22 protein-coding genes, 1 tRNA gene, 1 pseudogene and 1 riboswitch are annotated in these 24,919 nt (G+C 57.1%); of the genes and pseudogenes, 17 read left to right on the forward strand and 7 right to left on the reverse strand.

Translation table 11 applies throughout. The annotated features are described in order from the left end of the window. Positions 1-34: 34 nt before the first annotated feature. A complete protein-coding gene (gene ppk2 / locus ACQZ60_RS01775; RefSeq protein ID WP_035265061.1) occupies positions 35-916 on the reverse strand; it encodes a polyphosphate kinase 2 in 882 nt (293 codons plus the stop codon). 233 nt (positions 917-1,149) lie between these two features. On the opposite strand from ppk2, the gene phoR reads away from it, so the two are divergent. From phoR to phoB, 7 genes are all read left to right on the forward strand, one after another. Continuing rightward, entirely contained in the window at positions 1,150-2,421 is a 1,272-nt protein-coding gene (gene phoR / locus ACQZ60_RS01780) for a phosphate regulon sensor histidine kinase PhoR (protein ID WP_142778632.1), read from the forward strand. 195 nt (positions 2,422-2,616) lie between these two features. Then, positions 2,617-3,651 (forward strand): substrate-binding domain-containing protein, encoded by a 1,035-nt coding sequence (locus ACQZ60_RS01785; RefSeq protein ID WP_035265067.1) that lies wholly within the window; start codon positions 2,617-2,619, stop codon positions 3,649-3,651. A gap of 263 nt (positions 3,652-3,914) precedes the next feature. Further along, the gene (gene pstC / locus ACQZ60_RS01790) at positions 3,915-5,399 is read left to right on the forward strand and encodes a phosphate ABC transporter permease subunit PstC (RefSeq protein WP_448734662.1); all 1,485 of its coding nucleotides are present in this window, start codon (positions 3,915-3,917) and stop codon (positions 5,397-5,399) included. Continuing rightward, positions 5,396-6,718, forward strand: a complete 1,323-nt coding sequence (gene pstA, locus ACQZ60_RS01795) for a phosphate ABC transporter permease PstA (RefSeq protein ID WP_448734663.1) — start codon at positions 5,396-5,398, stop codon at positions 6,716-6,718. Before pstC ends, pstA begins: the two co-directional genes overlap by 4 nt. A gap of 14 nt (positions 6,719-6,732) precedes the next feature. Further along, the gene (gene pstB / locus ACQZ60_RS01800; RefSeq protein WP_003519986.1) at positions 6,733-7,548 is read left to right on the forward strand and encodes a phosphate ABC transporter ATP-binding protein PstB; all 816 of its coding nucleotides are present in this window, start codon (positions 6,733-6,735) and stop codon (positions 7,546-7,548) included. Between the two features lie 96 nt (positions 7,549-7,644). After that, the gene (gene phoU, locus ACQZ60_RS01805; RefSeq protein ID WP_003519985.1) at positions 7,645-8,370 is read left to right on the forward strand and encodes a phosphate signaling complex protein PhoU; all 726 of its coding nucleotides are present in this window, start codon (positions 7,645-7,647) and stop codon (positions 8,368-8,370) included. 30 nt (positions 8,371-8,400) lie between these two features. Beyond that, positions 8,401-9,084: a phosphate regulon transcriptional regulator PhoB gene (gene phoB, locus ACQZ60_RS01810; RefSeq protein WP_003493692.1), complete on the forward strand. Its 684-nt coding sequence runs from the start codon at positions 8,401-8,403 to the stop codon at positions 9,082-9,084. A 382-nt stretch (positions 9,085-9,466) separates the two neighbouring features. Here phoB and ACQZ60_RS01815 read toward each other — a convergent pair whose 3' ends face one another. Then, complete coding sequence (locus tag ACQZ60_RS01815; RefSeq protein WP_003519984.1) at positions 9,467-10,000, reverse strand: GcrA family cell cycle regulator; 534 nt, start codon at positions 9,998-10,000, stop codon at positions 9,467-9,469. Between the two features lie 431 nt (positions 10,001-10,431). Here ACQZ60_RS01815 and ACQZ60_RS01820 point away from each other — a divergent pair, with 431 nt between their 5' ends. The 3 genes from ACQZ60_RS01820 (at position 10,432) to ACQZ60_RS01830 (ending at position 13,838) form a co-directional block, all read left to right on the forward strand. Next, on the forward strand, positions 10,432-11,631 hold the full coding sequence (locus tag ACQZ60_RS01820) for an aspartate aminotransferase family protein (RefSeq protein ID WP_080852715.1): 1,200 nt from the start codon (positions 10,432-10,434) through the stop codon (positions 11,629-11,631). A gap of 57 nt (positions 11,632-11,688) precedes the next feature. Further along, positions 11,689-12,606: an ornithine carbamoyltransferase gene (gene argF / locus ACQZ60_RS01825; RefSeq protein WP_003519982.1), complete on the forward strand. Its 918-nt coding sequence runs from the start codon at positions 11,689-11,691 to the stop codon at positions 12,604-12,606. 242 nt (positions 12,607-12,848) lie between these two features. After that, complete coding sequence (locus ACQZ60_RS01830) at positions 12,849-13,838, forward strand: Hsp33 family molecular chaperone (RefSeq protein WP_080852714.1); 990 nt, start codon at positions 12,849-12,851, stop codon at positions 13,836-13,838. Positions 13,839-13,887: 49 nt separating this feature from the next. Here ACQZ60_RS01830 and apaG read toward each other — a convergent pair whose 3' ends face one another. Next, positions 13,888-14,280 carry a Co2+/Mg2+ efflux protein ApaG gene (gene apaG, locus ACQZ60_RS01835; RefSeq protein ID WP_003503545.1) on the reverse strand — a complete coding sequence of 131 codons (393 nt, stop codon included), beginning with the start codon at positions 14,278-14,280 and terminating at the stop codon, positions 13,888-13,890. Positions 14,281-14,513: 233 nt separating this feature from the next. Further along, positions 14,514-15,698, reverse strand: a complete 1,185-nt coding sequence (locus tag ACQZ60_RS01840; RefSeq protein WP_035265079.1) for an O-succinylhomoserine sulfhydrylase — start codon at positions 15,696-15,698, stop codon at positions 14,514-14,516. A gap of 43 nt (positions 15,699-15,741) precedes the next feature. Further along, a riboswitch (SAM riboswitch) is annotated at positions 15,742-15,820 on the reverse strand. Between the two features lie 73 nt (positions 15,821-15,893). Here ACQZ60_RS01840 and ACQZ60_RS01845 point away from each other — a divergent pair. The 3 genes from ACQZ60_RS01845 to ACQZ60_RS01855 all read left to right on the forward strand — a co-directional run bounded on the left by ACQZ60_RS01845 (position 15,894) and on the right by ACQZ60_RS01855 (position 18,484). Next, on the forward strand, positions 15,894-16,988 hold the full coding sequence (locus ACQZ60_RS01845; RefSeq protein WP_035265171.1) for a 2'-deoxycytidine 5'-triphosphate deaminase: 1,095 nt from the start codon (positions 15,894-15,896) through the stop codon (positions 16,986-16,988). A gap of 59 nt (positions 16,989-17,047) precedes the next feature. After that, positions 17,048-17,121 (forward strand) — tRNA-Gly (locus ACQZ60_RS01850). 163 nt (positions 17,122-17,284) lie between these two features. After that, on the forward strand, positions 17,285-18,484 hold the full coding sequence (locus ACQZ60_RS01855) for a tyrosine-type recombinase/integrase (RefSeq protein WP_448734664.1): 1,200 nt from the start codon (positions 17,285-17,287) through the stop codon (positions 18,482-18,484). 99 nt (positions 18,485-18,583) lie between these two features. Here ACQZ60_RS01855 and ACQZ60_RS01860 read toward each other — a convergent pair whose 3' ends face one another. From ACQZ60_RS01860 to ACQZ60_RS01870, 3 genes are all read right to left on the reverse strand, one after another. Continuing rightward, complete coding sequence (locus ACQZ60_RS01860; protein ID WP_448734665.1) at positions 18,584-19,618, reverse strand: hypothetical protein; 1,035 nt, start codon at positions 19,616-19,618, stop codon at positions 18,584-18,586. Positions 19,619-19,648: 30 nt separating this feature from the next. Next, positions 19,649-21,217 (reverse strand): AAA family ATPase, encoded by a 1,569-nt coding sequence (locus ACQZ60_RS01865; RefSeq protein WP_448734666.1) that lies wholly within the window; start codon positions 21,215-21,217, stop codon positions 19,649-19,651. A gap of 106 nt (positions 21,218-21,323) precedes the next feature. Then, a complete protein-coding gene (locus tag ACQZ60_RS01870; protein ID WP_448734667.1) occupies positions 21,324-21,893 on the reverse strand; it encodes a recombinase family protein in 570 nt (189 codons plus the stop codon). A gap of 1,141 nt (positions 21,894-23,034) precedes the next feature. On the opposite strand from ACQZ60_RS01870, the gene ACQZ60_RS01875 reads away from it, so the two are divergent. From ACQZ60_RS01875 to ACQZ60_RS01890, 4 genes and pseudogenes are all read left to right on the forward strand, one after another. Then, positions 23,035-23,244: a cold-shock protein gene (locus ACQZ60_RS01875; protein ID WP_003519970.1), complete on the forward strand. Its 210-nt coding sequence runs from the start codon at positions 23,035-23,037 to the stop codon at positions 23,242-23,244. Between the two features lie 126 nt (positions 23,245-23,370). Beyond that, positions 23,371-23,598 (forward strand): hypothetical protein, encoded by a 228-nt coding sequence (locus tag ACQZ60_RS01880; RefSeq protein ID WP_448734668.1) that lies wholly within the window; start codon positions 23,371-23,373, stop codon positions 23,596-23,598. 192 nt (positions 23,599-23,790) lie between these two features. Further along, positions 23,791-24,066 carry a hypothetical protein gene (locus ACQZ60_RS01885; protein ID WP_174055979.1) on the forward strand — a complete coding sequence of 92 codons (276 nt, stop codon included), beginning with the start codon at positions 23,791-23,793 and terminating at the stop codon, positions 24,064-24,066. Positions 24,067-24,210: 144 nt separating this feature from the next. Beyond that, positions 24,211-24,624: pseudogene (locus ACQZ60_RS01890) on the forward strand (oxidoreductase); the annotation flags it as partial. Positions 24,625-24,919 lie beyond the last annotated feature (295 nt).

The following is a 24,919-nucleotide window of genomic DNA, read 5'->3' on the forward strand; positions in this document are numbered from 1 at the left end:
CTCGAATGGAGGCGCCTGTCAGCGTCTTCCGGTCCTATTTGAGAAAATCCGGCCCAGATCCCAAAATCTTGTCGTCGATTTCGCCGATTGCCTTTTTGTCCTTGCCCTCATAGTCGAGCGCAAGAAGAATGTGGCGGATGAGGTTCACCCGCGCGCGGCGCTTGTCGTTGGCGCGCACCACCGTCCAGGGGGCGGCATCGGTGTGGGTCTTTTCCAGCATTTCGTCGCGCTTCTGCGTATAGTCGTCCCATTTCGTCAGCGCGGCTATGTCCATATCCGAAAGCTTCCAGCATTTCAGCGGGCTGTGGCGGCGGTCATGGAAGCGTTCGATCTGCGTTTCGCGGCCGATGTCGAGCCAGAATTTGAAAAGATTGATGTCTTCATGGGCTAGCATCTTTTCCAGACGCGGCGTTTCCTTGAGGAAGCGCTTGTGTTCCTCCGGCGTGCAGAAACCCATGACCGGCTCTACGCCTGCGCGGTTATACCAGGAGCGGTCGAAGAGAACGAATTCGCCGGCGGTCGGAAAATGCGAGATATAGCGCTGGAAATACCATTGGCCGCGTTCGGTTTCCGTCGGTTTGGTCAGCGCCACCACGCGGGCATAGCGTGGGTTGAGATAGGCCCGGGTCGCGAAGATCGCCCCGCCCTTGCCCGCCGCATCGCGGCCCTCGAAAACCGCCATGACCCTTTTGCCGGTAGCCTGCAGCCAGAACTGCACCTTGACCAGCTCCACCTGCAGCGCCTCGAGGGCAGTGTCATAGTCTTCCCGCTTCATCTTCTTGTCGTAGGGAAAATTGCCGGCGGAAAGTTTCTTTTCCTCAACCCATTCAGGAAGAACCGGATTGTCGATGTCGAAGCTGCGCAGTTTGCCGCCAATGGTGATCTCGACCGTCCGCTTCTTCGTTTCTTCGCCCATGGGTTCCTCCAGATGTTGTTGTGTAAAGGCAACTCGCCGCCAATGAGTTCACATCCATTGCCAGAATTCAAGTGAAACAGGACCGGTTGACCGGGATGCGGCGGCGGGAGCGATTGCCGCGTTGATTTTGCGCATATACGTTGTGGAAAATGCGCGATGATGAATCTCTGTCATGAAGCTGGCCTATGAGATTTCGATGCGCTGTCAGATGAAAGTGGAAAGAGCAGGCTGAAATGGCAGTCATGGAAGGCGATGGTGGATTAAGGCGTTTGGGAAGGAAGCTCGGCCGAAACTGGTTGCCCGTTCTCATCGTCAGCATGCTCGCCATCGTGGCCGTTGCCGAGCTCAACACGCCCTATATGCCCGCCGCCCTGTGGCTTTGCGCCGTCATTGCCATCCTCGCCGCTCGGGAGGGGCCGGCGGCGGCTTCCGCAAAGGACGGGAGCCCGGTTGCGGAGGCAGATGAGCAGGAAATGCCCGGCGAAAGCGTCATTTCCGGCGTAAGGGCGGGCCTCGCGGTTCTGGATACCCCCGTTTTCATTCTCGACAGGAACGCCAGCGTGCTGTTTCAGAACGGCGCGGCGGAGCGCGCCTTCGGCCAGTTGCCCGCCGGGGCGCATATTTCCGCCCGGCTGCGCTCTCCCGGCCTCTTGGATGTCATTCGCGAAACCATCGCCACCGGCCAGCCCAATCAGGTCGAACATTCGGAGCGCTTCCCTTCCGAACGGGTCTTCATCGTTCGTATCGCCCGTGCGGATGTGGGAGAGGGGGCAGGCCCGCCATTCTACATCCTGTCGTTCCGCGACGTCTCGGAGCTTCGCCGCATCGACCGCATGCGCAGCGACTTCGTCGCCAATGCCAGCCATGAATTGCGCACACCGCTCGCCTCGCTGCGCGGTTTCATCGAAACCATGCAGGGGCCGGCGCGCAACGACCCGAAGGCGCAGGAACGTTTCCTTGCCATCATGCTGGATCAGGCAACCCGCATGAGCAGGCTGGTGGACGATCTCATGTCCCTGTCGCGGCTGGAATTGCGGGCCAACATCGCGCCCGACCAGAAGGTCGATCTCGTTCCCGTCATCGGCCATGTGCGCGATACCCTGCTGCCGCTTGCCGACGAGCTGGATGTGACCATCACGCTGCATCTGCCCGACCGGCCGGCAGAGGTGCAGGGGGACCGCGACGAGCTGGTGCAGGTGTTCCAGAACCTCGTTGAAAATGCTTGCAAATACGGCCAGGAAGGCAAGGTCGTGGATGTCTGGCTGCGGGCCGAACCCGGCAAGCCGGTGGAGGTGAGCGTCATCGACAAGGGGCCGGGCATTCCCGCCGAACATGTGCCGCGCCTGACGGAGCGTTTTTATCGTGTCAGCGTCGCCGACAGCCGCTCGAAAAAGGGCACGGGTCTCGGGCTTGCCATCGTCAAGCACATCCTCACCCGCCACCGCGCCCGCCTCATCATTAAATCGGAATTGGGCAGCGGCACGGACTTCACTGTGAGATTCTGACATAAAATATGCATCTGTTTTTAATGTCGTGGATATTTGTAAATAAAATCAATTATTTAGATTGTCACAAATCTTTCGTCAAAGTGACATAAAAGGATGGGGCTACGGTGGTTAAGAAAAGGTCGCCGAGCGCAAGCTAAGAGCGAGTGTCGCTATTGGCTGCGTCCACAACAAAGCCCACGACGGGAGAGACAAATGAACATCGTTAAATTTTCCGCAGCAGCTCTGGTGGCTTCTGTCGCCTTCGCTGGCGCCGCCGCTGCTCGCGACCAGATCCAGGTTGCCGGTTCCTCCACGGTTCTGCCCTACGCCAAGATCGTTGCCGAGACCTTTGCCGAAACCTTCCCGAACTTCAAGGCTCCGGTTGTTGAGTCCGGCGGCACGGGCGGCGGTCTGAAGGCGTTTTGCTCGGGCGTCGGCGAAGGCACCATCGACATTGCCAACGCTTCGCGCAAGATCAAGAGCGATGAACTGGCCGCCTGTAAGGCTGCTGGCGTTGCCGACGTTCAGGAAGTGAAGATCGGCTACGACGGTATCGTCTTCGCGATGGACTCGTCCAACAAGGACATCAAACTCGAGCCGAAGGACCTTTACCTCGCTCTCGCCGCTGAAATCGTCAAGGACGGCAAGCTCGTTGCCAACCCCTATAAGAAGTGGTCGGAAATCAACAAGGAACTGCCGGACGTCGCTATCGCCGCTTACATCCCGGGCTCCAAGCACGGCACGCGCGAAGTCTTCGAAGAGAAGATCATGGCTGACGGCTGCAAGGAAGCCGGCGCCACCGACGCCATCAAGAAGATCGTCACCGACGCCAAGCAGGCTGCTGCCAAGTGCGTTGCAGTCCGCAAGGACGGCGCTGCAGTCGACATCGACGGCGACTACACCGAAACGCTCGCCCGTATCGACGCCAACAAGACCGGCCTCGGCGTTTTCGGCCTCGCTTTCTATGAAAACAACGCTGACCGTCTGAAGGTCGCGACCGTTTCGGGCGTCGTTCCGTCCACCGAAACCGTTGCCAGCGGCAAGTACCCGGTTTCCCGCCCGCTGTTCTTCTACGTGAAGAAGGCTCACCTGGGCGTTATCCCGGGCCTTAAGGAATATGTCGAGTTCTTCGTTTCCGACGAGATGATCGGCCCGGATTCCCCGCTCGCCAACTACGGCCTGGTTGCTGCTCCGGACGCGGAGCGCGAAGAAATCCGCTCGAAGTTCTCGGCCGGCTCCACGATGTAATGAAGAAAGAGGGGTGCGGCTTTGCCGTGCCCCTCATTCGGCTTCGCTTGGGCCGTCGTCCGCGGTTGACAGTTCCTACTCATCGCCATCCACATGATTGTCGATGGATTACAGATGGATAGGATGTATCAACCTTGACGCTTGCCGGACTATGATACAGTCAGGCGGCAGGCATCATGGGATGGTCCAGCGGTCTCGTTTTGATGACTTTTTGATTTGCCCGATATCGCACCGTGCTCTTGAGGCACGCCGAGGGAACTCTAATGAACACATCGATCCTTTTGCTGATACTGGCGCTCATCGGCATCGGCAGCTATCTGCTCGGCAGCCGCCGTGCCGTTTCCCTGTCTGGCGGTCGCCCCTCCAGCATGCATTCCCGTGCCGGTTATCACGGTTCCTACGCGGTCGTCTGGGCGGTGCTGCCCGCGGCGTTCATTCTCTGTGCCTGGCTCATTGTCAGCCCATTGCTCGTCACCTCGGCGGTGCGCGGTAGTTTCCCCGAGGATGTCCGGGCGCAATCCGAAGCGCAGCAGAGCCTGACCTACGGTATGGTGACCTCCATCGCCCGTGGCCTCCAGCGGCTGACGCCGGAGGAAACCGCGCAGGTCGAGGCGGACACGGCTGCGGTCCGGCCGCTTCTGGCATCGAAGGGTGTTGCAATCGCCGGCGATCCCGAGCGGTTCATGGTCGATGCCGCCCACACGCTCAACAGCATGACCTCCACCAGCCGTACCGCGATGATCGCCGTCGTGCTGCTGGCCGCGCTCGGCGGCGGCGCCTATGCGCTGCGCGCGATTGCGCCGCGTTTCCGGGCGCGCAACCAGGTCGAGAAAGTCATTCTCGCGGCCCTGCTCGTCGCCTCGTCCATCGCCATCCTCACGACCATCGGCATCGTCCTTTCGATGCTGACCGAGGCGATCCAGTTCTTCACCATGGTCCCGGCGCACCAGTTCTTCTTCGGAACGGTCTGGGATCCGCGTTTTGCGGCGGCAGGCGCCACCGACTCCTCCGGCCAGTTCGGCCTGATCCCGCTGCTCGCCGGCACGCTTTATATCGGCCTGGTCGCCATGCTGGTTGCGGTTCCGGTCGGTCTCTTCTCGGCGATCTACATGGCGGAATATGCCTCGCCGCGCTTCCGCTCCATGGCAAAGCCGCTGCTTGAAGTGCTCGCCGGCATTCCCACCATCGTCTACGGCTTCTTCGCGCTCACGACGGTCGGTCCTTTCCTCAGAGACATTTCCACGCAGATCAACGGCCTGGCGACGGGCAACTACGCCAACTTCATCCAGGCGCAGAGCGTCATCACCGCCGGCTTCGTCATGGGCATCATGCTGATCCCCTATGTGTCGTCGCTGTCGGATGACATCATCACCGCCGTGCCGCGCTCGCTGCGTGACGGTTCGCTCGGCCTTGGCGCCACGCGCTCCGAGACGATCAAGAGGGTCATTATTCCGGCCGCTCTTCCGGGTATCGTCGGCGCCGTGCTGATGACGGCTTCGCGCGCCATCGGCGAAACCATGATCGTGGTTCTTGCTGCCGGTGTTGCTGCCCGCCTGCAGCTCAATCCCTTCGAGCCCATGACCACGGTGACGGTCAAGATCGTCAGCCAGCTCACCGGCGACCTTGAATTCACATCGCCGCAGACGCTGGTTGCCTTTGCACTCGGCATCACGCTTTTCGCCATCACGCTTTGCCTGAATATCTACGCGCTTTACATCGTGCGCAAATACCGGGAGCAATATGAATGACCGACATCGTTTCTCCCGCAGCCGGCGCGAGCGCCGTCAACAAGGCCACGCGCCGTGATATCGGCATCAAGCGCCGCTATGCCGCCGAACGCCGCTTCCGTGCCTACGGCATGGCAGCGATTTCCTTCGGCCTCATCTTCCTCTTCCTGCTGCTTTTCTCGGTGGTTTCCAAGGGTTACACCGCTTTCCAGCAGACGATGATCACCGTTCCGGTCGAGTTCTCCGAACAGATCATCGATCCGAAAAATGAGCGCGCCACCAATCCCACAAAGCTGATGACGGCCAATTATCCCGTCATCGCCCGAGATGCGGTCGCTAAGGTCCTTGGCGTTGCACCGACTGACCGCGCCGGTCTTCGCGCCGTCAATCTCCTGATTTCCGACAGCGTGCGCACGCAGCTTCGCGACATCGTCGTCGCCGATCCCGTCGTCATCGGCACCACGCGCACCGTCACGCTTCTGGCGTCGGGCGATGTCGACAGCGCCTTCAAGGGCCAGGTCGACCTGACGGCGGATGAGGCCAATCGCCGTATCTCGAACCAGCAGCTCGGCTGGATGAACCAGCTTGCCGAAAGCGGCCAGCTCGGCAAACATTTCAATACCGGCATCTTCGTCAACGGCGCGTCGAGCCGTCCGGAAGCGGCAGGTGTGGGTGTGGCGCTGATCGGCTCCTTCTACATGATGCTGATCGTGCTGGTGCTGTCATTGCCGATTGGCGTCGCGGCCTCCATCTATCTCGAGGAATTCGCCCCGAAGAACCGTCTGACGGATCTTATTGAGGTGAATATCAACAATCTCGCGGCCGTTCCCTCGATCGTTTACGGTCTGCTCGGCCTCTCGGTCTTCATCAACTTCATGGGCTTTCCGCGCTCGGCCTCGCTGGTCGGCGGCCTCGTCCTGACGCTGATGACCCTGCCGACGATCATCATCGCGACGCGCGCTGCCCTGAAAGCCGTGCCGCCGTCTATCCGCGCCGCCGCCCTCGGTCTCGGCGCTTCCAAGATGCAGACGATCTTCCACCATGTGCTGCCGCTCGCCATGCCCGGCATTCTGACCGGTACCATCATCGGCCTCGCCCACGCGCTGGGTGAAACGGCGCCGCTGCTCTTGATCGGCATGGTGGCATTCGTTGCGAATTATCCGACAACGCCGATGGATCCGTCCACGGCCCTGCCGGTGCAGATTTACATGTGGGCGAACGAAGCCGAGCGCGCCTTTGTCGAAAGGACATCCGGCGCTATCATCATCCTGCTTCTGTTCCTCATCGTCATGAATGTTGGCGCAATCCTGTTGCGTCGCCGCTTCGAACGGCGCTGGTAGAGGGAGCTTGAGCAATGAACATGTTGTCGGAAGCAGCAGTTGAAAAGGCGCTGGACAAGAAAATGAATGAAGTCTCATACAAGATGATCGGCAAGGACGTTTCGGTTTATTACGGCGAAAAGCGCGCGCTTTACGACGTGAACCTCAACGTTCGGGAAAATACAGTGACGGCGCTTATCGGCCCGTCCGGCTGCGGCAAATCCACCTTCCTGCGTACCCTGAACCGTATGAACGACACGATCGACGGTTGCCGGGTCACCGGCAAGATCACGCTCGACACCGACGATATCTACGATCAGGCGATTGACGTCGTGGAATTGCGCGCCCGTGTCGGCATGGTGTTCCAGAAGCCGAACCCCTTCCCGAAGTCGATCTACGAAAACATTTCCTACGGTCCGCGCATCCATGGTCTCGCCCGCAACAAGGCGGATATGGACCAGATCGTTGAGCAGAGCCTGCAGAAAGCGGGTCTCTGGAACGAGGTCAAGGATCGTCTGCACGAATCCGGCACCGGTCTTTCCGGCGGTCAGCAGCAGCGTCTGTGCATCGCACGCGCAGTTGCCGTCAGCCCGGAAGTGATCCTGATGGACGAGCCCTGCTCGGCTCTCGACCCGATTGCGACCGCAAAGGTCGAAGAATTGATCCACGAGCTGCGCACCAATTACACCATCGTCATCGTCACGCACTCCATGCAGCAGGCGGCGCGTGTTTCCCAACGCACGGCCATGTTCCATCTTGGTCATCTTGTCGAGGAAAACGAAACCGACAAGATGTTCACCAATCCGGACGACCAGCGCACGCAGGATTACATCATGGGCCGCTTCGGCTGATCCCGGCCGGCGCTTTATCGAAACCGAACAAGACTGGTGCTTCTGCCGTGCCCGCTTCCGGGTACGCGCATGCAGGCCAAGCCGGAGGACTAGACCATGACACAGACAACGACCCATTCGCACATCGTTTCCGTTTATGACGATGAATTGAAGTTTCTGACGCGCCGCATCGCCGAAATGGGCGGTCTTGCGGAGCAGATGTGCGCCGACGCCGTGCGTGCGCTCGTCAATTCCGATGCCGCGCTCGCCCAGAAGGTCATTTCCGACGATGCGATCCTCGACCACGCCGAGCGCGAGATCGGCGACAAGGCCATCGTCACCATCGCCAAACGCCAGCCGATGGCGGCAGACCTTCGCGAGATCATCGGCACCCTGCGTATTGCAGCTGACCTTGAGCGCGTCGGCGACCTTGGCAAGAACACCGCCAAGCGCGTCATCGCGGTTGCCGGCACCGGCGTGCCGCGCAAGCTCGCCCGTGGCATCGAGCACCTGTCGGAACTGGCGCTGGTACAGCTCAAGGAAGTGCTGGACGTCTATTCCACGCGTTCCGCCGAGAAGGCCAATGCCATTCGCGAGCGCGACGAGGAAATCGACGCCATGTACACGTCGCTCTTCCGTGAGCTTTTGACCTACATGATGGAAGATCCGCGCAACATCACCACCTGCACGCATCTTCTGTTCTGCGCCAAGAACATCGAGCGTATCGGCGACCACGCCACCAATATTGCCGAGACGATCTATTACATGACCACCGGCAGCCAGCCGGAAGGCGAGCGTCCGAAGGACGACAGTTCCAACACCCTCGGTTCGGTGACCGAGTAACAGACAGGCAGCGGCTTGCGGAGTTAGTATATGGTGCCCAAGATTGCAGTTGTGGAAGACGAGGAAGCGCTGAGCGTCCTGCTTCGTTACAATCTCGAGGCTGAGGGATATGATGTCGACACGATACCCCGTGGAGACGAGGCAGAAATCAGGCTGCAGGAACGTATTCCGGACCTTCTGATCCTGGATTGGATGCTTCCCGGCGTTTCCGGTATCGAACTGTGCCGTCGGCTCAGGATGCGGCCGGAAACCGAGCGCCTGCCCATCATCATGCTGACGGCGCGCGGCGAGGAAAGCGAGCGGGTTCGCGGTCTTGCCACCGGCGCCGACGATTATGTCGTCAAGCCGTTCTCGACACCGGAACTCATGGCCCGCGTCAAGGCGATGCTGCGCCGCGCCCGCCCCGAGGTTTTGTCTTCGGTGCTGAAATGCGGCGATATCGAACTGGATCGCGAGACCCATCGCGTTCACCGCAAGAGCCGCGAAGTGCGCCTCGGCCCGACGGAGTTCCGCCTGCTGGAATTCCTGATGACCTCTCCCGGCCGGGTGTTTTCCCGCTCGCAATTGCTGGATGGCGTCTGGGGTCACGATATCTATGTGGATGAGCGCACCGTCGACGTGCATGTCGGACGCCTGCGCAAGGCGCTCAATTTTTCGCATATGCAGGATGTCATCCGCACCGTGCGCGGCGCCGGATATTCAATGGAAGCCTGAGAAAACCGAAACCGATGGTTTCACTTGGGATAAACTCCCAAAAAATCAGAAGGCCCGATACCGGAATGGTGTCGGGCCTTTCGATTTTGAACCTTCCGCAAACGCGTATCCTTGTTCTTTTGAAGGTGACAGACGGTCTGCTGAAAGCCGGATTGCGCGGTGAAACCCTGACAGGAGAAAGGGCGCGGCACGTCGCCGACAAATTCAGAGCACTTGCCGCAAGGGCGCATCGCGGTTTTACATCCGGAGAATGCGCGAGAACAGGGATTGGGAGCGCCTCTTAGACAGCGTGCGCTCTATTCCGGAACCACCTTGAGTTTTGCCATAAAAAAACGGGCCCGAAGGCCCGTAGTTTTTGAGTGTCGAATGCGTGCCGCAACACTCAAGCCTTGCGACGCTCGCTTACCGGCTGGTAGGCGAGCTTTGCATGGAACTTGCAATAGGGCGAAGATTCCAGTGCTTCACAACCGCAGAAATGGAAATCATCCTTCAGCGGATCGCCGACCGGCCACTTGCAGGTGCGCTCCGTCAGTTCCGTCAGCGTCAGGCGGCGGGAAATCGGTGTAACGACATTTTTGGAGGGAACGTAATCGAGAACTTCGGCGGTCTCGATATCGATCTCCTCGTGCAGCGCGGTTGCCGCGCTCGAGCGGTTCAAGGCGCGTGCAGGTGCTGCGCTGACGCGGGTCGCGAAATTCGTCGCGCGCGGGGCAGGGGCGGCGGTGCGCTTGGGCGCGGAACGCGCCGACGTGACCGGGCCGCCGGCCTTCACGCGTCCCGGCAGGTTGAGGCGATGGACCTTGCCGATGACGGCATTGCGGCTGACACCGCCCAGCTGTGCTGCTATCTGGCTGGCGCTAAGCCCCTCGGACCACAATTTCTTGAGTTTTTCGACCCGTTCGTCTGTCCAGTTCATGCCGCTTCTCCGCTTGTCGCGTATAATGTCGGCAGAATCCTTCTCCGCCTCGCGGGCGTGCCGCGAGCGTGGTTTCTGCCTGATTTTTGGTGACTAGTTCCGCCGCAATGCAGTCTAGTAATTAGCGATTAACCTAGTGCCACGCAGACTCCGTGGCAAGAGTCGCGGGAATCATCTCGAATCGATTTTCCGGTTTTCCCCAACTTGCTGGCGAGTTGAGTCTGAAAGGCAACACCTTGGGCCTCGTCCGTCGCTACCTACTAGGGCTTGAGAAGCCCGGGAAACGCGGACTTTTGTTGACATCGGCAGGCGAAGTGACAATAGTGCCCCTGCCGCCGCGAGGCGGCATTTTTGATTTTCAGGCAAGGGATAACCCCGGAAGCCTATTGACAACCGTCTGACAGCGCATCCGCGCAAGGAGTGATACAGCCATGGCCGAAGCCGCCGCGCCATTGTTCGATACGTTTGCAAGAGCCCCCCTGCGCTTCGAGCGAGGCGAGGGCGTCTGGCTGTTCACGGAAAGCGGCGAACGATATCTGGATTTTGCAGCCGGCGTCGCGGTCAACTCGCTGGGCCACGCCCATCCGCACCTCGTGGAGGCGATCAAGACCCAGGCCGAGAAGGTCTGGCACGTCTCGAACCTTTATGAAGTGCCGGGCCAGGAAAAGCTCGCAAAGCGCCTGACGGAAGCGACATTCGCAGACAAGGTCTTCTTCACCAATTCCGGCGCGGAAGCGCTTGAATGCGCGATCAAGACCGCGCGCCGTTATCATTATTCCAAGGGGCATCCGGAAAAATTCCGTATCATCACCTTTGAAGGCGCCTTCCATGGCCGCACGCTGGCGACGATTGCTGCCGGCGGCCAGCAGAAATATCTCGAAGGTTTCGGTCCCAAGGTCGAAGGTTTCGACCAGGTGCCCTTCGGTGACGTCGATGCGCTGAAAGCCGCCATCACGGCCGAGACGGCCGCGCTTCTGATCGAGCCCATTCAGGGTGAGGGCGGCATTCGCGCACCAGCCAAGGAATTCCTGCAGCTGCTGCGGTCGCTCTGCGACGAGCATGGCATGTTGCTGATTTTCGACGAGGTCCAGACCGGCGTTGGCCGTACGGGCAAACTCTTTGCCTATGAGCAGACGGGCGTTGCACCGGATATCATGGCGGTTGCCAAGGGTATCGGCGGCGGTTTCCCGCTCGGCGCCTGCCTTGCGACGGCGGATGCCGCTTCCGGCATGACGGCGGGCGTGCACGGCACCACCTATGGCGGCAACCCGCTGGCCATGGCTGTCGGCAATGCCGTGCTCGATGTCGTCCTCTCCGAGGGCTTTCTGGAAAAGGTCCGTGATGTCGCGCTGGTCTTCCGCCAGGGCCTTGCTTCGCTGAAGGATCGTTATCCTGACGTTATCGAGGAAATCCGTGGCGAAGGCCTGCTTCTCGGCATCAAGGCCAAGGTTCCATCGGGCGAGCTGTTGCAGGCCATGCGCGCCGAGCATCTGCTGGGTGTGCCGGCGGGCGACAACGTCATCCGTCTTCTGCCGCCGCTCGTCACCACGGCGGAAGAGGCCCGCGAGGGTCTGTCACGCGTGGAAGCGGCCGCCGCTTCCCTGACAGCGAAACAGGCAAAAATCGCCTGAGGAAACAATAAAGGGCGGGCCTCTTCCCCGAGGCTCGCGAGCATGGGACAGTTTGAAATGGCTTCACCTAAACATTTTCTCGACCTGTCGGCCGTCAGCTCGCAGGACCTGCGGGCAATTCTCGACGATGCCCGCGCACGCAAGGCCGCCACCAAGGCCGGAACGGCGGAAAAGCCGCTTGCCGGCAAGATGCTGGCAATGATCTTCGAAAAGCCTTCCACCCGCACCCGCGTCTCCTTCGATGTCGGCATGCGCCAGCTCGGTGGCGAGACGCTTTTCCTCTCCGGTACGGAAATGCAGCTCGGCCGCGCCGAAACGATCGGCGACACGGCCAAGGTGCTGTCGCGTTATGTCGACGCCATCATGATCCGCACGACGGATCATTCGCGCCTGCTGGAGCTTGCCGAACACGCGACCGTGCCGGTCATCAACGCCCTGACGGATGACACGCATCCCTGCCAGATCATGGCGGATATCATGACCTTCGAGGAACATCGCGGCCCGGTCAAAGGCAAGACCATTGCCTGGACGGGTGACGGCAATAACGTCCTGCATTCCTTCGTGGAGGGTTCGGCGCGCTTCGGCTACCGCATGACGATGGCCGTGCCGATGGGCTCTGAACCGCATGACAAGTTCCTGAACTGGGCGCGCAACAATGGCGGCGAGATCATGCTGTGCCACGACGCCGACAAGGCCGTTGCGGGTGCGGACTGCGTCGTCACCGATACCTGGGTGTCCATGAACCAGGAACACAAGGCGCGCGGCCACAACATATTCCAGCCCTATCAGGTGAATGAAGCCCTGATGGCCAAGGCGGAAAAAGACGCGCTGTTCATGCATTGCCTGCCGGCCCATCGCGGTGAGGAAGTGACGGATGCCGTGATCGACGGCCCGCAATCCGTCGTCTTCGACGAGGCGGAAAACCGCCTCCACGCGCAGAAGTCCATCATCGCCTGGTGCATGGGCGTCATCTGATGAGCAATCGCCCGGCCTGACACGCGTCACGCCGGGTGCTTGAACTTGACCGCATAGATTACCATCTGTGGGACTTCGAAGAGGCTCGTCGGTTTTGCTGGCGGGCCATCATCACGATTTGCACGTTTTTCCCCGGAAGCGGTTTCTCTTCCCGGGTCTCTGTGCGACAAGCGAAAAAAGCACATTTTAAAAGCCGGACTTTTGGACGGTAGCGGCGCCACGGCTGCGCCAGGGAGTATGACATGGCAGATGTAACGGTTGAACTGGACGATCTCGATTTTGCTGGCGACGACAAGGTTGTGCCCTTTCAGGTCGAAGGTCTGGATGTGCGCGGCCGCGCCGTGCAGGTGGGTCCGCTGCTGAATGCCATTCTCGAACGGCACGACTATCCCCCGGCGGTCGCCCGCCTGCTGGCGGAAGCGACCGTTCTGACGGCGCTGATCGGCACGTCGCTCAAGTTTTCCGGCAAGCTGACTGTCCAGACCAAGGGTGACGGCCCGGTCGACCTGCTGGTTGCGGATTTCACCGCGCCGGAAAGCATGCGCGCTTATGCCCGTTTCGATGAGGAGCGGCTGGCGGAGGCAATTGCGGCCGGGGCGACGTCGCCGGAGCAATTGCTCGGCAACGGCATTCTGGCCTTCACGATCGATCAGGGGGCGGGCATGCAGCCTTATCAGGGTATCGTGCCGCTCGATGGCTCGTCGCTGGAAGACATTGCCGGGGTCTATTTCCGTCAGTCGGAACAGCTTCCCACCCGCGTGCGGCTGGGCGTTGCCGAATTCTTCGACCGTGATGGCGAAGGCAAGCCGCGTCATGGCTGGCGTGCGGGCGGCGTTATCGCGCAGTTCCTGCCGCAGGCGCCTGAGCGGCTGCGCATGCGCGACCTGCATGGCGGCGATGGCGACGAAGGCGGTCACGAGGTGCTGGAAGACGATGCCTGGACCGAGGCGGTGACGCTGCTGAACACGGTGGATACCGACGAGCTGACCGATCCGCAGGTGCCGGTGGAACGCCTTCTCTTCCGGCTTTTCCATGAGAGCGGTGTGCGCATCTATGATCCGCAGGCGGTTTTCGACCGTTGCAGCTGCTCGCGGGACAAGATCAAGGGCGTGCTGTCCGGCTTCACCGCCGAGGAGATCGAGGCAAGCGAGGAAGACGGCGCCATTGCCGTGACCTGCGAGTTCTGCTCCACCACCTATCGCTACGATGTCAGCGAATTTGAGAATGCCTGAATGAAAGCCGCGTCCTGAAGGGCGCGGCTTTTTCATTGCCGGGTGAATGTCAGTTCAGGACCCGCATCAGGCCGGGTGAATCCAGCGAAAAGGCGGGTATGGTGACGTTGAACACCTCGCCATTTTCCGTTTCCATTTCATAATGGCCGAACATCAGGCCGGAAGGTGTATCCAGCGGGCAGCCGGAAGAATATTCGTAGCTGTCGCCCGGTTTCAGATGCGGTTTCTCACCCACAACGCCCGGCCCATAGACCTCATCCACCTGTCCGTTCTGATCGGTGATATGCCAATAGCGATTGACGAGGGTAACCGGAATATCGGAATTGTTCGCGATCACGACTTTGTAGCCCCAGACGTAACGATCGTCATCCGGGTCGGATTGTTCCTCGAGATAATACGGATCGACCGTTACCTCGATATCCCTTGTCAGAGCACGATACATACGCGCCACACCTCGATATTATGCCTGCCGCCGCATCCTACACTATAGGCTCTGGCTATCGTCAAGAAAATGAATGACTTGACGGGCAGGAGGCGTCTCCTGTTGCGCTGTTTTCCACCGTTAGGGATAACGGGAAAGGTAAATATTGGTTGCCTGAAGCGGTCTTTTTGGACCATGCAGGCGAACCATGGCCCGACACGCGGTCAGGCCATGGCAATTTGCAGATTGAATTTTCAGGCCGAAACGGCCGCCAGACCCTTCGCCAGATCCTCCAGCAGATCGTCGGTATCCTCGATGCCGCAGGAAAGGCGCAGGGTGCCGCCGGAAATGCCGAGTTCGGCACGCGCCTCATCGGTGAGGTTCTTGTGCGTCGTCGTGCCGGGGTGGGTGATGAGGCTCTTGGCGTCGCCGAGATTGTTTGAAATCTTCACGATCTCAAGCGCGTTCTGCAGCTTGAAGGCCGCTTCCTTGCCGCCCTTCAGTTCGAAAGCCACAAGCGTCGAGCCGCCGGACATCTGCCGCGCGATGATATCGGCCTGCGGGTGATCGGCGCGGCCGGGATAGATGACCTTGGCGACCTTGCCACTATCGGCGAGAAAATCGGCGATTTTGCCGGCATTGGCCGTCTGCTGTTTGACGCGCAGCGGCAGGGTCTCGATGCCTTTCAGAAGCGTCCAGGCATTGAAAGGCGACATGGCCGGGCCGGTATGGCGGAAATAATCCTGCAGTTCTTCTTCGATCCACTTCTTGTCGGAAAGGATCACGCCGCCAAGGCAGCGGCCCTGGCCGTCAATATGCTTGGTGGCCGAATAAACGACGATATGGGCGCCGAGTTCGAGCGGCTTCTGGAAAAGCGGTGTGGCGAAGACGTTGTCGACCACCACCTTCGCACCGATCTGGTTAGCGAGCTTCGCCACGCCGGCAATATCGATGATTTCAAGCGTCGGATTGGTCGGGCTTTCGAGGAAGAACAGCTTGGTGTTCGGCTGGATCGCCTTTTCCCAGTTTCCGAGATCGCGACCGTCGATCAGCGTGCATTCGATGCCGTATTTCGGCGCAAGCGTTTCGACCACCCAGCGGCAGGAGCCGAAGAGGGCGCGGGCCGCAACGATATGGTCGCCGGCGCGCAGCTGGCACATGATGGCGGCGGTGACGGCGGCCATGCCGGAGGCAAGTGCGCGGGCGTCTTCAGCGCCTTCCAGCAGGCACATGCGCTTTTCGAACATGTCGTTGGTCGGGCTCGCATAGCGGGCGTAGATGAACCCATCCGTTTCACCCTTGAAGCGCGCTTCGGCGGCTTCGGAGTTTTCATAGACGAAACCCTGGGTCAGATAGATTGCTTCCGACGTTTCACCGTAAGGGGAGCGTAGCGTACCGCCGTGAACGAGCTGGGTTGCCGGGCGCCATTTATTGCTCATGTGATCACCTTCAAAACAAAAAAACCGGCCGCAAAAGCAGACCGGTTCCTAGCACCCGGTCTTTTTAGCCACTTGTTTAACGTGGCTGCAAGCCGACCGGCCAAATCACCACGGGATAAGCTTGCCATACTGCCGTTACCGGCTTGCGTCAATGCTTTCCTTTTGGTTTTGTCGCCGTAAAAAGGAATGATGACCATGACCAGAACCACGGGCATTTTGGCGGATGGCGCAATCAAGGCGCTGTTTGCGGGCGGCAAGCTGAAGAGCGAGGCCGATCTCGATGCTGATCAGGTGCAGCCCGCCAGCCTCGATCTCAGGCTCGGCTCGAAGGCCTATCGCGTCCGCGCCAGTTTCATGCCCGGCCCCGGAAACCGCGTCATCGACAAGCTCAATCGTCTCAGCCTGCACGAGATCGACCTTACCCAGGGCGCGGTGCTGGAAACCGGTTGTGTCTATATCGTTCCCTTGATGGAAAGCCTTGCGCTGCCGGCGGACATGTCGGCCTCGGCAAATCCGAAAAGCTCGACCGGCCGTCTCGATATCTTCACCCGCGTCATGACTGACAGCGCGCAGGAATTCGACAAGATACCGGCGGGTTATGCCGGCCCGCTCTATCTGGAAATCAGCCCGCGCACCTTCCCAATCGTGGTGCGACGCGGCTCGCGCCTGTCGCAGATCCGCTTCCGCATTGGCCATTCGCTGCTCAACGAAAGTGAACTGCTGAAGCTGCACGAGACGGAAACGCTGGTTGCCAGCGACACGCCCAACGTGACCGGCGGCGGCATCGCGCTCTCGATCGACCTCAAGGGTTTCGGTGAAAACGGACTGATCGGTTATCGCGGCAAACATCACACGGCGGTGGTGGATGTCGACAAGAAGGCCCAGCACGACGTTCTCGATTTCTGGGAGCCGCTCTATGCCCGCGGCCGCGCCGAACTGATCCTCGATCCGGATGAATTCTATATTCTCGTCTCGCGCGAAGCAGTCCACGTTCCGCCGCTCTATGCGGCCGAAATGACACCCTTCGATCCATTGGTGGGCGAATTCCGCGTGCACTACGCCGGCTTCTTCGATCCCGGCTTCGGCCATGCGCAGGCCGGCGGCACAGGCAGCCGCGCCGTGCTCGAAGTGCGCAGCCACGAGGTTCCCTTCATCCTCGAACACGGCCAGATCGTCGGCCGGCTGGTTTACGAGCACATGTTGCAGAAACCGGAAGGCCTCTATGGCACCGGCCTCGGCTCCAATTATCAGGCGCAGGGGCTGAAGCTCTCCAAGCACTTTCGCGCCTAATAACGACCCCGGCGGGTGCTTGACACCCGCTGCGAACTATCCGATGTCTTATGCGCGGTGCGGGTGTAGCTCAATGGTAGAGCAGCAGCTTCCCAAGCTGAATACGAGGGTTCGATTCCCTTCACCCGCTCCAGCGACCTTTCCAACAAGATCAATGACGTCCAACAAGCGCTGATTTTCCAGCGTTTTTGCCTCGCGCGCGCGTAAGGTCGTGCAACGGTATGCAGTGACATCCAGCAATTTTGTCGGTAAAAATCACGGTATTCGTCATCGTGGTGGGAAGCCGATACCGTAAAATGGCACTGACAGATATTCAGGTTAAGAACGCTAAAGCCGACAGCAAACCGCGCAAGCTGTCTGATGAGAAGGGGCTTTACCTCTACATATCGGTTGCCGGTGGCAAGTCCTGGCGCTTCGATTACGATTTTTTCGGAAAGCGAAAAACTCTTACGATTGGGGCGTACCCAACAGTGGGGCTGGCGGACGCTCGTCGATTGCGCGACGAGGCCAAGAAGAAGCTCTCTGAGGGCTTAGACCCGTCACTCGTGAAAAAACGCGATCAGCTTGCCGCCAAGGCAGCTGCTGGAAACACCTTCGGCGTCATTGCGGATGAGTTCATTGAAAAGCTGAAACGTGACAAGCGTGCAGAGCCGACTATCACGAAAAACAAATGGATGTTGAAGGATCTCGCGGCAAAGCTTGGACCTTATCCGGTCACCCAGATTACCGCGCGTGATGTCCTTGCGGTGTTGACCACTATCGAAAAGAGCGGTCGTGTGGAGAGCGCACTGGCTACTCGCGCTGCCATCGGTCGCGTGTTTAGATATGCCATCGCCACGGCAAGGGCGGAGAATGACCCGACGTCGGCACTACGGGGGGCTCTCCAGCGCCATGTACCGGTCAACCATGCCGCCTTAACGACCAAGGCTGAGATGGGCGGCCTGATGCGGGCCATCTACGGTTACGAAGGCTGGCCGTCGTTGGTAGCTGCCTTGAAAATCCAAGCCTTGTGTTTTGCCCGTCCCGGTGAGACGCGCTCGATGGAGTGGACTGAACTCGATTTTGATAAGTTAGTTTGGACCATACCTGCAGAGAAAACCAAAATGCGCAGAGAGCATCATGTGCCGCTTTCGACACAAGCAGTGGAAGTTCTCACGGAGATGAAGGAGCTGTTTGGCGAAAAGCCCTATGTCTTCCCTTCAATGATGTCCGGCAAGAAGATTCTATCCGAGAACTCCATGAATTCAGCTCTCCGGCGCATGGGGGTGGCTGAGACGGAACATACGGCACATGGCTTTCGTTCTTCCGCCAGCAGCATTTTGAACGAGTCTGGAGAGTTCAGCGTTGATGCTATTGAGGCTCAGCTTGCACATCTCGACACCCGGGCTGTTAGACGTATCTACAATCGGGCCACATATTGGGACGAGCGAGTGCGGATGATGCAATGGTGGGCAGACTTACTCCAGGAGGAATGCGTCAAAAATGCGCGCCAATAGTAGAAGGATTGCTCATATATTTAGGGCGTCGGCGAGAAATTTATGGTTTAAGTGAAGTTTTTGCCGAATTTGGAATATGTGGATTGTAGAAATGCAAGATTATATAGTTGCAATACGCCTATCTGCGGCGAAAAACCAAAGCATCTCCTCATAAAATCCGTCGAAAGATTGTTTCCACGAAGGGGTTTTTACATGCGTGGCTAACTCGGCCATTGCGAGGCCACTGTCTAAAAACTGTCGTAGGATATTAGGCCCGAAGCCACTTAAGGTTACGTCCGTGATTTCTTTCCCTTGTTCGGCGTAAGTAGATTCTATCCAGTCTCGAGTCGCTTTGCTGTATCCCTTAGAATCAAGGTCGCTTCCGCGAAATCCGCATTTTATATCGAAGTATAGCCAAATTTCACTTCTGTATTCGGCCTCCAAATTATACATTAATTTACTAAGTTTTTCGTATTCTGCATAAGATGGGCAGAGATTGTTAGCCTGAATAATCTCTGCTGGCAGATGATTTTCCACCTCGCGGCACCTTGTTACGAATATTCCGCCAACGTACGATCCAAGGTTTGCAACTTGTCTTAATCCCTTAACTGTAGCGGATTCAGGGTGAGAAGGAGCGACCTTATCACTATCCACTAAACACACTGCTATTCGTTTATTGTTCAATTCTTGATTGAAACAGTTGACTACGGTTGATCCGCCGCCGTGTCTCGTATCGAATGAAAAATGCTTCACTGGGTGTTTATTTTTCAGAATCTGAAAGATGGAACGGGCAAAATCACCGTCATTTTCAGCATTTTCAACCAGCAGAACCGCCTGTTCCAGATATCTACCTCGCAATAGCGCTCGATGGCCTATTTCATATCCTCCGCCTGTTAGAGATTGGAGCCCAGATGATCCGATTCCGACCTTTAACACGTTTTTAGCTTGCCCGAGAATAGAGGCCTTCGTAGTAAAATCTTGCTTAATGGAATTTAGATGAGCCTTATACTTCCGGCCAAGATCTAAGTTGTCACTGGCCCATCCGCAGGCATCGCGTGTAATTATCACGTAATGACTTGCAAAAATACTCGCTCTAACCAACTCTGAAAAAAGTTGTTCTACTTCTTCTATCGGTGCAGAAACAAGTTCGTCCAACGACGTCTCAAAGCTTATGATCATGATGCTTCAGTAATTAAAAAAGCCGAATGGCCAATTTTTTAGCGTGCCGTCTGGAGCGAAGGTCGCAATTCGTACTTGGTCCGGACTCTCATTGTCGTCCTCTCCAAATATCGCAATTTGCACATTCTCGGGTGGAATCACCCCTTGTGCGATAATCTCACCAAGGCGGTTTATTAGGCTTTCGCTATGTGTCTCAACGACGAATGAAACGGGAGATACGTTATCCTTCAAAGCCTCTACGAAAACGTCTGCTAGAAGCGCTTGGTGGGCAGGATGCAAGTGAAGTTCAGGCTGCTCGATTAGGAGAGTTTTGGTGTTGAAGCCATTGGGCCTTACGCGACCTCTGCCGTAGCGCTGGCTTTGCTGCATCCACCATATCTGGGTAAGCACGGGGAGTACTTGGGATACTCCATATCCCGTGTCCAATACGTTTACTGATTTTCCGCCGAACTCGAGATTTATGCTCAAGTGTCCTTCGGTTTTATGGACACTCACGCCATAGCCAAAAATTTTTTCTACCCAACTTGAAAATTTTTCCAACCTTTGAGAGGGGAGAGATGCTAAAAACATCGGCAAGTTACGGCCATCAGGCGATATTTCAGATACCTCAAGTTCCTGCTGCCGATAAAATCTTTCGCTTCTGGCGCGTGCTGGCCCGATATATTCGACAGATCGAAACAATGAAGTTAAGCTGCTGCTTAAAGCATCAAGTACGTTAAATGCATGATGTGTCCGACATAGTTCATCTATACGGAGGCGGCGTTGTGGATCCCAACCATTTAGAAGTTGTTTGTAATACTGCATAAACGTTTGCGTGTCAGTCTTGGATAACTCCTCTAGGGAATCATCCGTCAAGCTGCGTTTTTCAAGGATTCGGTTTGCTTCCGTTGAAATGCGTTGTCGGCCTACTCGCCCGTCATAATTACTGATTTCGCGCTCAATAAGACGCCTGAATATATCGCGTCTGCTCTCAGCCGTGAGCCTTCCATCCTTGCCACGCGAGAAGAAGATAAACGGGCTAAAAAGTTGTTCATCTTGGAAGTAGATGACATTATTTTCAGTTATTCCCTTAACTTCATTTCCATTCAAAAATATCTGGTGCGAAAGCTCTTGCCCTTTGAGGAAGCCTACCGATAGTGATGTTGTAATTTCTGGTAATTCAATTACGATTTTGTCGCGATACGTACCGTCTCCATCTCCGGCGACAATATAGCGTACCTTAACATTGCCGTAGTTGACCTCCTTAGTAGCAGAACGCGGATGCTTGAGTGTGAATATTTCTGGTGCTGCTGCGGATCTTGAAAATTCATCAATGCTGAAACTAAAGGTTATTTTCCGATCAAAGTCATTATCTGATACGGCGCTTCTATAGTTTCCAAAATCCACATAATCACCATACCATAGTATTGGAGCGCTTGAGTTCGTCTCAATTGATTGACGTAGCAAAGGCAAAGACCGAAGGAATGTACTTTTTCCGGCGCTGTTCCGGCCGAGAAGGATCGTCAGAGGCCGGATTTCTATCATCGGCATTGACGAAATTCTTCGCAGATTGTCCACGGAATAACTGATTTTCATAGGTCTCACGGCGTAAATACTGGAATGACAGACGTCAGTTGGCAAACTATTTCGGTTTAGATTAATTTTAGGTTGCTGTCTGCTTGAATAACATCTCACGTTGAAATTATGTGGAATTAGCTTCGTTCTTGACGTACCTGCTAGCGATCCGATAAATCTGCATACGAGAGCAATTCATAGCTCTGGCGACTTCAGATACTTTCATCCCGGCCGCCAATTTCTGCAGCACCTCTTCCCGAGCGATACGACGCTTCCCGCCCTTGTACGTATTCGATAACTTTGCGCGTTCAATCCCTTCGCGTTGGCGCTCTTTGATCAAACGCTTTTCCATTTGAGCCACCATGCCCAGCACCGTTAATATGATGTGCCCTATTTCTCCTCGCGTTGTAACGTGGGGATCGAGAATAGTTACGAATGCACCACGCTGCTGACAATCGTGAACGATGTTTAGTACATCACGGGTATCGCGCCCCAACCTGTCAAGGCGCGTCACCAACAGTTCGTCGCCTTCTCGTAAAAATTCGATAACGGTTGCGAGTTCAGTTCGGCCGTCGCGTGTACCACCAGATACTTTTTCGGAACGTACAATCTCGCAGCCTTCGCTTCGAAGACGATCAAGCTGAACCTGCAAATCCTGATCGAGCGTGCTAACGCGCGCGTAGCCTATTCGAGCCATGTGTCACCTCAAGCTTTAGGCTTGACGATAACCTGTCACAAATAGTTGATGTCAACCCAGATGTTACATCGGTGGCTGTAACCGCTAGTTCGTCACGCGGGGGTATACCCTGACGCGACCCGTCATTGTCGTATTTTGTGGACAGTCAGGTTCTCTTATCAAGCGACGGTTTGCGCCCCATTCCGGACGTTAGCATAGCAATTACACGCTCCCTAAAGCAGTCTTTCGCTTATCGGCCTTCAATGATGTTAAGGGATGGGAAATTGACTGGCAGGTTTCGGACGACGGCGGCGGGAAAGCTGCATCCCACCGAGCCAGCGAGCTTTGGGCGGCAGTGCACTTTACATCGCCACTCCTTCATTCCTGCCGCTCCTCAGGAGTGAGCATCGCGTGTATCGATGGAGGGTCAAATTAGCCCTCGTTCTTTGATATTAACGGTTTTACAGAACGGCAAATATCTGTGCGGGTTGGCTTCGAAGCTATCCCGCCCCCAAATGACCTTAATTGAAGGATTGCTAAACAGACGAGCGGGCCTCATCATCGTGACCTCGGCAGCAATTACACCGGGCGCTGCCGCCGGGGGCTTTAATGCCGCGCCCGCAATCTGAAAGGAGGACACCATGTCTTCCAGCGTCCACGCCGTCGATTTCGATCCCGGCAGCAATCGAATTCTCAACCAGATGCTTCATAAGGCCGGATATGTAACGGCGAGGATGAAACCGCTGTCAGGAGTGCTTTCAAGTCAATCGCGCACTGTGTTGCTCCGGTTCATGTCCGGAGTTATACTCCAGCGAGACGGTGGTTTTCCGTCGGGACCGGAGTCCATTTCTGCTTTCGGACGACCGTGATTCCATAGGTGAACCTAGTGTCGGGTTACGCTCCCAGCTCCGTTTCCGCAGTCTAGGCTGTGAAACGGCCTCGGAAATTACAACTAAATGCTGAGAGTATTGGTGAGAAAAAACTAAAAGTTGACAATCGCATATGAGCGACCTATATGTTGATTGTCGATATTTGCTTGCTTAGCTTTGGTTATCGCGCGTCTGGCACCGTGCCCTGAACGAGCCTTTTCTCTCAAAAATCGCTATCGCATCTGCAGCGCCGCAGGCGTTGTGGTCCTCTTATTGCTATGAAAGGGTTCATCATGACCACTGGCACAGTTAAATGGTTCAATTCCACGAAGGGCTTTGGCTTCATCCAGCCTGACAATGGCGGCACCGACGCGTTCGTGCATATCTCGGCCGTCGAGCGCGCCGGAATGCGCGAACTCATTGAAGGCCAGAAGATCGGCTACGACCTTGAGCGCGATAACAAGTCGGGCAAGATGTCGGCTTGCAACCTTCAGGCCGCTTAATCATCCCGGTATCCGCTCTCCGTTGACCACGGATGTACTGGCACTGGCGAGAGCATGATACCAGCAAGGTCAGGCAGATTGCCTGACCTTTTTTGTTGCCACGGCGGCGTTCAATCTGGAAAAGCCATGTCACAGACACACAGCAAATCCCGGCAGAAGGCGGAGATTGCCTTCGCCAATACTCAATCGCAATTCTTCGCGCGTAACAGCGCCGTCGAGGAACTCGACTCCCTCGTTCTGGCCCGCGAGGAAAAGACGAGGCGGCTTCGTGAAGCGCGACTTGTGAAAGAATTGAAGGACCGTGAGGCGACGACCGCCTCTCTTCTCACGAAACGACGGACCAAGACGGTCTGATCTGCCCAGGAAGAGTGGGGCGCGGACGGATAAAACACGACGAGGCCGCCCGCAAGGCCGAGCACGATCGGCGGTACGCCAATCGCAAGGCAAGGCGGTTATAGCAAATGGCTTGGTCACGTGAGATCATCAATCAGGCTCTGTCCGCAGTTTCTTTCAAACCGTTGCACTCCGCAACCGAAAGGGATACCTATGACAGACAGTATCGGCGAACTTCAGGCACTCAACACGGCATGGCAGATCGCAATCCAGGAAATCCTGCGGATGGTGATCCGAGACATGTATCATGCGGCCGGAGAGGAAGCCTTTCTGGCGAACATCAAGCGGATCGAAGAGGCCGCCGTCGACAGCATTTATGCAGACCTGCGGCTACGCGGGACGAATGAATGGACGGAAGCGCTTGTCAAGGATAATGCGAGTAACTTTGTAACCACGCTGCTGACATCGTTCACATATGATCGAATCTAGTGGAAGATCGGGCCGTGAGCCGCATCGCTGCTGTTTCGTATGAGCATGTTGATAAGTTCGGCTTTGCGCGCGGCAAGTCGCTGGCGAGCGTCTGCTTTCAGGAACTATATGGGAGGCTCACAGCCCTAATGTCCGGACGGACGCTATGGCGGCAAGATGGAAAACCGCGCGCGTCTTATACTCGAAGTCACGGCCACGGTGGTGCAGGAAATCGGCGGCGAGCGCACGGGTGTGCCGGATTTCGCCAGTTTCGCCTACAAATAGTATTTCCTGTAGCGATCCCCAGACGCGATACGAGTATATCATCAATCGACTTGACGTTCTCGGCATCACCTGCATTCACGTCGTTGAGGGCGCGACGGGTCGCCCGCGCGAGGTCGCACCCTTCGAATACGGATCGCTCGCCGTCGCTTCAGCAGGACATATATCGCCAATAATGGCTGTGACCTCGACCTTGCAACGCCACATCTGGCCGATGGCAAGGCAGATCTGATCGCCTTCGGACGCCCGTTCGTCGCCAATCCGAATCTCGTCGAACGACTGCAAAGCGACCCCGGCTGAGATCGGGTCACGCTGTATGGCGGCGGCGCTGCGGGTTATATCGATTATCCCGCTTCATCGGGACTTCCGGCAGTGAGCCATCAGGGGGCGTACTTCGGGGGGCTCCTGCGATATCGATCATCATCAATCCCCGATAATTCCCAAGGCTGCGTAGCCGGATGCCGCGCCATATCAAAAAATCTCTGGCCACCGTCGCCTCAAAGGACACCTGTCCGCACCCATGATCCATAGCACAGAGTGAAAACAGAGAGCATCAAGTTTTGTGATGGGGTTGATGAAATCAGGGGCGGAG

The organism is Agrobacterium sp. 22-223-1 (assembly GCF_053522385.1).